We start from the raw sequence: 5,883 nt of genomic DNA, 5'->3' as shown, positions 1-5,883 counted from the left end.
GGCTGGGGTTTCCTTTTTTTGGGTGGGGGGGGGGTGGTGGTGGCCCCCCTTTTGGGGTTTTTGTTTGGGTGGGGTCGCGCGGGCGGCGAAACCACCCCCCGACACCAGCGATCGAGCTAATCATGAATATCAATCTCACTCTCTTTGCACAGGCCCTGGCCTTTGCCTTGCTGATCTGGATCATCGCGACCAAGATCTGGCCGCCGTTGTTGAAGGCCATTGAAGAGCGCCAGCAGAAGATCGCTGAAGGCTTGGCCGCTGCCGACCGCAGCCAGAAAGATCTGGCGCAGGCGGAAGTAAAGGTCAACGAGGCGCTGAAAGAAGCGCGCGGCAAAGCCAACGAGATCATCGACCAGGCTCACGCCCGTGCGAACCAGATCGTTGAAGCTGCCAAGAACGAAGCCATCGCCGAAGCCAACCGCCAGAAAGACCTGGCCCAGGCTGAAATCGACGCTGCCGCCAACCGTGCCCGTGAAGATCTGCGCAAGCAGGTGTCTGCTCTGGCCGTGACCGGCGCCGAAAAGCTGCTCAAGCGCGAAATCGATGCCAACGCCCACAAGGCGCTGCTCGACGAGCTGGCTGCGGAGATCTGAGATGAGCCAGGCCCTCACGCTTGCCCGCCCGTACGCCCGCGCCGCCTTTGCGATTGCGCGTGACGAAGGCAAGTTCGCGCCGTGGTCGGACGCGCTTGCGTTCTCCGCCCGCGTTGCTGCCGATCCGCGCGTGTCGGCCTTGCTGTCGAATCCGGAACTGGCACGCGGCGACGCCGTCGCGCTGCTGGCTCCGGAAGCGGCGGACGAAAACTACGGCCGTTTCCTGAGCCTGCTGGCGCAGTCGCGCCGTCTGCAGCAGCTGCCGGAAATCGCCGGTCTGTTCGAGCAGTTGCGCGCCGAAGCCGAACACGTGGTGAAAGCCACCGTGACCTCGGCCACGCAGATGTCCGCTGACGAGCTGGAAAAGATCAAGGCTGCGCTGTGCAAGCGCTTCGGCCGCGAGGTCGAGGTATCGACCGCGGTTGACGCTTCGCTGATCGGCGGCGCCGTGATCGACGCCGGTGACGTGGTGATCGACGGCTCGCTGAAAGGCAAGCTGTCGCGCCTGCAGTCTGCGCTCGCCCACTGAATTCAATTTAACGTCGGCTTGATTGCCGGCACTAGGACTTGACGATGGCTACCACGCTCAACCCCTCTGAAATCAGCGAACTGATCAAGACCCGCATCGAGAAGGTCGCCCTGTCCGCAGAATCGCGCAACGAAGGCACCGTCACCGGCGTGTCCGACGGTATCGTGCGCATCTTCGGTCTGGCCGACGTGATGCAGGGCGAAATGATCGAACTGCCGAACAACACCTACGCCCTGGCCCTGAACCTGGAGCGCGACTCGGTCGGCGCCGTGGTCCTGGGTGATTACCAGAACCTGCGCGAAGGCGACGTGGCCAAGACCACCGGCCGCATCCTGGAAGTGCCGGTGGGTCCGGAAGTGCTCGGCCGCGTGGTCAACGCGCTGGGCGAGCCGATCGACGGCAAGGGCCCGCTGGGCACCTCGCTGACCGCGCCGGTGGAGCGTGTTGCTCCGGGCGTGATCTGGCGCAAGTCGGTCGACCAGCCGGTGCAGACCGGTTACAAGTCGGTCGATGCGATGATCCCGATCGGCCGTGGCCAGCGCGAGCTGATCATCGGTGACCGTCAGACCGGCAAGACCGCGATGGCGATCGATGCGGTGATCAACCAGAAGGGCACCGGCATCAAGTGCGTGTACGTAGCGATCGGCCAGAAGGCCTCGACCGTTGCCAACATCGTGCGCAAGTTGGAAGAGAACGGCGCCCTGGCCCACACCGTGGTCGTGGCTGCCACCGCTTCCGAATCGGCAGCGATGCAGTACATCAGCGCCTACTCCGGCTGCACCATGGGTGAGTACTTCATGGATCGCGGCGAAGACGCCCTGATCGTGTACGACGATCTGTCCAAGCAGGCTGTTGCCTACCGCCAGATCTCGCTGCTGCTGAAGCGCCCGCCGGGCCGCGAAGCCTACCCGGGTGACGTGTTCTACCTGCACTCCCGCCTGCTCGAGCGCGCAGCTCGCGTGTCGGAAGAGTACGTGGAGAAGTTCACCAACGGCGCCGTCACCGGCAAGACCGGTTCGCTGACCGCACTGCCGATCATCGAAACCCAGGCTGGCGACGTTTCCGCCTTCGTTCCGACCAACGTGATCTCGATCACCGACGGCCAGATCTTCCTGGAAACCGATCTGTTCAACGCGGGTATCCGTCCGGCCGTCAACGCCGGTATCTCGGTGTCGCGCGTTGGTGGTGCTGCCCAGACCAAGATCATCAAGAAGCTGTCCGGCGGTATTCGTATCTCGCTGGCCCAGTACCGTGAGCTGGCTGCGTTCGCGCAGTTCGCCTCGGACCTGGACGAAGCTACCCGCAAGCAGCTGGAGCGCGGTCAGCGCGTCACCGAGCTGATGAAGCAGAAGCAGTACGCGCCGATGTCGATTGCCGACCAGGCACTGTCGATCTACGCCGTCAACGAGGGCTTCCTCGACGACGTGCCGGTCAACAAGCTGCTCGGTTTCGAAGCCGGCCTGCATGCGCACTTTGCCAACACCGCAGGCGAGCTGATCAGCAAGATCAACGCCACCGGTGGCTGGAACGACGAGATCGAAGCTGCCTTCAAGAAGGGCATCGCCGATTTCAAGAGCACCGGCACCTGGTAATACCAGTCCTGTAGTGCGGAGCCCTGCTCCGCACGACTGAAAGCAGCGGAGCCTGGCTCCGCTGTACGGCAAACGCGGGGTTCGACCTCGCGCCACGGGAATAAAAGATGGCAAGCGGACGCGAAATCAAAACCAAGATCAAGAGCGTGCAGAACACCCGCAAGGTGACGCGCGCGCTTGAAATGGTCTCGGCCTCCAAGATCCGCAAAGCGCAGGATCGGATGAAGACCTCGCGTCCGTACGCGCAGGCGATGAAGCAGGTGATCGGTCACCTGGCCCAGGCCAGCACCGACTACCAGCATCCGTTCCTGGTGGAACGCGCGCAGGTCAAGCGCGTGGGCTACATCGTGATCTCGTCTGATCGCGGTCTGGCTGGCGGCTTGAACAACAACCTGTTCCGCAAGACCGTTACGGAAATGCGCGAGTGGCAGGACAAGGGCGCGGAGATCGACGTGGTGACCGTTGGCCAGAAGGCCGGCGCGTTCTTCCGTCGTGTCAACGTCAACATGGCCGCCTCGGTGGCCAACATCGGCGACCAGCCCAAGCTGGAAACGCTGATCGGCGTGATCAAGGTCATGCTCGATGCCTACACCGAAGGCAAGGTTGACCGCGTCTACCTGGTGTACAACCGCTTCATCAACACGATGACGCAGAAGGCCAGCTTCGACCAGCTGCTGCCGTTGCCGGCTGCTGAAAAGCAGGTGGCTTCGCACGACTGGGATTACCTGTACGAGCCCGACGCAGCAACCGTGCTTGAGCACGTGATCACCCGCTATATCGAATCGTTGGTGTATCAGGCGGTGCTGGAGAATGTTGCCTCCGAGCACGCAGCTCGCATGGTGGCGATGAAGGCGGCAAGCGACAACGCGAACAAGATGATCGGAACCCTGCAGCTGGTCTACAACAAGGCCCGCCAGGCAGCGATCACCCAGGAAATCTCCGAAATCGTCAGCGGCGCGGCAGCGGTTTAACGCGCGCAGTCAACAGCACACATTTAGAGGATGCAGCAATGAGTCAGGGCAAGATCGTTCAGATCATCGGCGCGGTCGTCGACGTCGAATTCCCGCGCAGCGATGTGCCGAAGGTGTACGACGCGCTGAAGGTCGACAACACCGAAATCACGCTGGAAGTGCAGCAGCAGCTCGGCGACGGCGTTGTCCGTTGCATCGCGCTGGGCTCCACCGACGGCCTGAAGCGTGGCCTGGTTGCCACCAACACCAACCGCGCCATCTCGGTGCCGGTCGGCGCTGGCACCCTGGGCCGCATCATGGACGTGCTGGGTCGCCCGATCGACGAAGCCGGCCCAGTGCAGGCTTCGGACACGTGGGAAATCCACCGCGCTGCGCCGTCGTATGAAGACCAGTCTTCCTCGACCGAGCTGCTGGAAACCGGCATCAAGGTCATCGACCTGATGTGCCCGTTCGCCAAGGGCGGCAAGGTCGGCCTGTTCGGCGGCGCCGGCGTCGGCAAGACCGTCAACATGATGGAACTGATCAACAACATCGCCAAGGCACACAGCGGCTTGTCCGTGTTTGCCGGCGTGGGTGAGCGTACCCGTGAGGGCAACGACTTCTACCACGAGATGAAGGACTCCAACGTCCTTGATAAGGTCGCGATGGTGTACGGCCAGATGAACGAGCCGCCGGGCAACCGTCTGCGCGTCGCCCTGACCGGCCTGACCATGGCGGAGTACTTCCGTGATGAGAAGGACGCCAGCGGCCGCGGCAAGGACGTGCTGCTGTTCGTCGACAACATCTACCGCTACACCCTGGCCGGTACCGAAGTGTCGGCACTGCTCGGCCGTATGCCGTCGGCAGTGGGTTACCAGCCGACCCTGGCTGAGGAAATGGGCGTCCTGCAGGAGCGCATCACCTCGACCAAGTCCGGCTCGATCACCTCGATCCAGGCCGTCTACGTGCCCGCCGATGACTTGACCGATCCGTCGCCGGCCACCACGTTCGCCCACTTGGATTCGACCGTGACCCTGTCGCGTTCGATCGCCTCGCTGGGTATCTACCCGGCCGTGGATCCGCTGGATTCGACCTCGCGCCAGATGGACCCGCAGGTCATTGGTACCGAGCATTACGACACCGCACAGCGCGTCCAGCAGACCTTGCAGAAGTACAAGGAACTGAAGGACATCATTGCCATCCTGGGTATGGACGAACTGTCCCAGGAAGACAAGGAATCGGTGTCGCGCGCCCGTAAGATCGAGCGCTTCTTCAGCCAGCCGTTCCACGTGGCCGAAGTGTTCACCGGCTCGCCGGGCAAGTACGTGCCGCTGAAGGACACCATCCGTGGCTTCAAGGCCATCGTCGATGGTGAGTACGACCACCTGCCGGAGCAGGCGTTCTACATGGTCGGCAGCATCGAAGAAGCGGTCGAGAAGGCCAAGAAGATGGCTGAAAAGGCCTAATTCCACGTAGGGCGGAGTTCGCTCCGCCCACGCGGCAACCTGCGGTGGGCGCAGGCCCACCCAACCAGGCGAAGAGAGATCCATGAGCACCATCCGTTGCGACATCGTCAGTGCCGAGCAGCAGATCTTCAGCGGCGAAGCGACCCTGGTCGTGGCCACCGGTGAGCTGGGCGAGCTGGGCATCGCGCCCAAGCACGCACCGCTGATCACCCGTCTGAAGCCGGGTAAGGTCGTGGTCACCACCGCTGCAGGGGAACACCTTGATTTCGCCATTTCCGGCGGCATCCTGGAAGTACAGCCGCAGGTCGTGACCGTGCTGGCCGACACCGCCATCCGCGCTACCGACATCGATGAAGCATCGGTGCGCAAGGCCAAGGAAGAAGCAGAGCGCGTGCTGGCCCACCGTGGCGAAGCCATGGAGCTGGCCGAGGCACAGCAGAAGCTGGCGGAAATCACGGCCCAGCTGCAAGCCCTGGAGCGTCTGCGCCGCAACCTCAAGCACTGAGGTCTGCAGCAACGCACATAAAAAACGCCGGCCAACAGCCGGCGTTTTTTTTGCATTCCGTAGTGCCGAGCCATGCTCGGCAAGCGTTTGCCTGTGTAGAGCCGAGCCATGCTCGGCAGGCGTTTGCCTGTGTAGAGCCGAGCCATGCTCGGCAAGCGTTTGCCTGTGTAGAGCCGAGCCATGCTCGGCAAGCGTTTGCCTGTGTAGTGGCGGGCCAAGCGGCGCCGGGGGGGGCACCCGGGAGGCCC

Annotated in this window: 6 protein-coding genes; all 6 read left to right on the top strand. The window is 63.0% G+C overall.

From position 1 onward, the window contains the following. The first annotated feature begins 122 nt into the window (after positions 1-122). The 6 genes from ACVOKO_RS19205 to ACVOKO_RS19180 all read left to right on the top strand — a co-directional run bounded on the left by ACVOKO_RS19205 (position 123) and on the right by ACVOKO_RS19180 (position 5,635). The gene (locus ACVOKO_RS19205; protein WP_057626863.1) at positions 123-593 is read left to right on the top strand and encodes a F0F1 ATP synthase subunit B; all 471 of its coding nucleotides are present in this window, start codon (positions 123-125) and stop codon (positions 591-593) included. A 1-nt stretch (position 594) separates the two neighbouring features. Next, on the top strand, positions 595-1,122 hold the full coding sequence (locus ACVOKO_RS19200; protein ID WP_346500952.1) for a F0F1 ATP synthase subunit delta: 528 nt from the start codon (positions 595-597) through the stop codon (positions 1,120-1,122). A 44-nt stretch (positions 1,123-1,166) separates the two neighbouring features. Then, on the top strand, positions 1,167-2,714 hold the full coding sequence (atpA, locus tag ACVOKO_RS19195) for a F0F1 ATP synthase subunit alpha (protein WP_346500950.1): 1,548 nt from the start codon (positions 1,167-1,169) through the stop codon (positions 2,712-2,714). Positions 2,715-2,821: 107 nt separating this feature from the next. Then, positions 2,822-3,685, top strand: coding sequence for a F0F1 ATP synthase subunit gamma (atpG, locus tag ACVOKO_RS19190; RefSeq protein WP_346500949.1), 864 nt, complete (start codon positions 2,822-2,824; stop codon positions 3,683-3,685). 38 nt (positions 3,686-3,723) lie between these two features. Further along, positions 3,724-5,130, top strand: a complete 1,407-nt coding sequence (atpD, locus tag ACVOKO_RS19185; protein ID WP_346500947.1) for a F0F1 ATP synthase subunit beta — start codon at positions 3,724-3,726, stop codon at positions 5,128-5,130. A gap of 82 nt (positions 5,131-5,212) precedes the next feature. Continuing rightward, positions 5,213-5,635, top strand: a complete 423-nt coding sequence (locus ACVOKO_RS19180) for a F0F1 ATP synthase subunit epsilon (protein WP_062167007.1) — start codon at positions 5,213-5,215, stop codon at positions 5,633-5,635. The last annotated feature ends 248 nt before the right edge of the window (positions 5,636-5,883 follow it).

Source organism: Stenotrophomonas sp. STEN240 (assembly GCF_056756175.1).
This window is presented reverse-complemented; position numbering and strand designations above follow the sequence as displayed.

What these genes read in the sequence shown, in the direction of transcription:
- ACVOKO_RS19205 (WP_057626863.1), top strand. Translation starts at nt 123, where the DNA reads ATGAATATCAATCTCACTCTCTTTGCACAGGCCCTGGCCTTTGCCTTG.
- ACVOKO_RS19200 (WP_346500952.1), top strand. Translation starts at nt 595, where the DNA reads ATGAGCCAGGCCCTCACGCTTGCCCGCCCGTACGCCCGCGCCGCCTTT.
- atpA (WP_346500950.1), top strand. Translation starts at nt 1,167, where the DNA reads ATGGCTACCACGCTCAACCCCTCTGAAATCAGCGAACTGATCAAGACC.
- atpG (WP_346500949.1), top strand. Translation starts at nt 2,822, where the DNA reads ATGGCAAGCGGACGCGAAATCAAAACCAAGATCAAGAGCGTGCAGAAC.
- atpD (WP_346500947.1), top strand. Translation starts at nt 3,724, where the DNA reads ATGAGTCAGGGCAAGATCGTTCAGATCATCGGCGCGGTCGTCGACGTC.
- ACVOKO_RS19180 (WP_062167007.1), top strand. Translation starts at nt 5,213, where the DNA reads ATGAGCACCATCCGTTGCGACATCGTCAGTGCCGAGCAGCAGATCTTC.